Raw genomic sequence first — 1,723 nt, 5'->3', positions numbered from 1 at the left:
CGTCGAGATAGTGCACGCCGCAGTCGACGATCGGCGACGTCGTCTGCATCAGCTGCTTGTGCGTGCCCCAGGTGTGGCCTGACGATTGCTGGTTGAGGTTCATGCGGAACACGTAAGGACCGCCGAGCTTGCGCGCCTCGGCGATCAGCCTGACCCAGGACGGGTGGTGGCGCAGGATGTAGCCGATCACCAGCTTCCTGCCGTTGGCCTTGGCGGCGGCGACGACGCGTTTGGCGTCGGCCACCGTGGTTGCCAGCGGCTTTTCGACAAAGACATGGCAGCCGGCCTCGAACGCTCGCACCGCATAGTCGGCATGACTGTCGGAATAGGTGGCGATCGCGGCAACATCAGGCTTCTCCTCACGCAACGCGTCCTCGAAGGAACGCCTGATGCCGTAGCCCGAGAGCCCTTCCGGCAGCGGCACGTCGGAGCGGTTGACGAGTGCGGCGATCTCGAAGCCCGGATTGGTGTGATAGGCCAGCGCATGGCTGCGGCCCATATTGCCGAGCCCTGCGACGACAACGCGAAGAGGTTTTTGCGAACTCACTTCACGGCTCCCGAGGTGATGCCGCGGATCAGCTGCCGCGAGAAGATGACGTAGAGGATCAGCACCGGCAGGATCGCCAACGACAGCGCCGCCAGGATCGCGTTCCAGTTGGTGACGAACTGGCCGAGAAAGAGCTGCGCGCCGAGCGTCACCGTCTTGGTCTCTTCAGATGGCGCGAGGATCAGCGGGAACCACAGATCGTTCCAGATCGGGATCATGGTGAAGACGGCGACCGTCGCCATGGACGGGCGCACCAGCGGCAGCACCAGCCGGAAGAAGATCGTGTATTCCGACAGCCCGTCGATGCGCCCCGCGTTCTTCAGGTCGTCCGACACCTGCTTCATGAATTCCGACAGGATGAAGATGGCGAGCGGCAGGCCCTGCGCGGTGTAGACCAGGATCAGCGCCGTCAGCGTGTTGACCAGCCCGCTTGCCACCATCAGCTGCAGGATGGCGACGGTGCCGAGGCGGATGGGGATCATGATGCCGAGCGCGAGATAGAGCCCCATCATCGTGTTGCCGCGGAAGCGGTATTCCGACAGCGCGAAGCCGGCCATGGCGCCGAACAAAAGCACGAAGAACAGCGAGGCGACAGTGACGACGAGGCTGTTCTGGAAATAGTGGATGAAGTCACCCTGGCCGATCACCGTGGTATAGCCGATCAGGTCGAAGGTCTTCGGTGTCGGCGGCGTCAGCGGCGCGCCGAAGATGCCCGCGCGGGATTTGAACGAATTCATGATCACCAGGATCACGGGAAACAGCGCGATGGCCGTATAGGTCAACAGGACCGCGTGGGCACCGATGGTGCGGGGAAGCGAATGGGTTGCAGTGCTCATGGCTCGCCTCCTCAGAACTGGTAGCGACGCAGGCGCGTCTGGATGAGGAACAGATAGACGCAGACGCCGCCAAGGATGATCAGGAACATCATCGTGGCGATGGCAGCGCCCATGTTGGGATCGCCGATCTGCAGCTGGAAGCCGAAGAAGGCGCGGTAGAGGAAGGTGCCGAGGATGTCGGTCGAATAGTTCGGCCCGGCGAGCGCCCCTTGCGCCGTGTAGATAAGGTCGAAGGCGTTGAAATTGCCGACGAAGGTCAGGATCGAGATGATGCCGATAGACGGCAGGATCAGCGGCAGCTTGATCTTCCAGAACTGCGCCATGCCGGTGACGCCATCGC

At 62.6% G+C, this 1,723-nt stretch carries 2 protein-coding genes and 1 pseudogene; all 3 read right to left on the bottom strand.

Going from position 1 to position 1,723, the window contains the following annotated elements:
- On the bottom strand, positions 1–547 hold a 547-nt coding region (locus tag EN742_RS34100; protein WP_148670488.1), incomplete at its 3' end, for a Gfo/Idh/MocA family oxidoreductase.
- Positions 544–1,383: a carbohydrate ABC transporter permease gene (locus EN742_RS34095; RefSeq protein ID WP_127393011.1), complete on the bottom strand. Its 840-nt coding sequence runs from the start codon at positions 1,381–1,383 to the stop codon at positions 544–546. The genes EN742_RS34100 and EN742_RS34095, both read right to left, overlap by 4 nt.
- Positions 1,384–1,394: 11 nt before the next feature.
- Positions 1,395–1,723 (bottom strand): annotated as a pseudogene (locus EN742_RS34090) (sugar ABC transporter permease); the annotation flags it as partial.

This window comes from Mesorhizobium sp. M4A.F.Ca.ET.020.02.1.1, from assembly GCF_004022645.1.
Classification (GTDB): Bacteria; Pseudomonadota; Alphaproteobacteria; order Rhizobiales; family Rhizobiaceae; genus Mesorhizobium.
This window is presented reverse-complemented; position numbering and strand designations above follow the sequence as displayed.

Bases quoted from the DNA above. Each gene is read 5' to 3' on its own strand.
- EN742_RS34095 (WP_127393011.1), bottom strand. From the start codon at position 1,383: ATGAGCACTGCAACCCATTCGCTTCCCCGCACCATCGGTGCCCACGCG.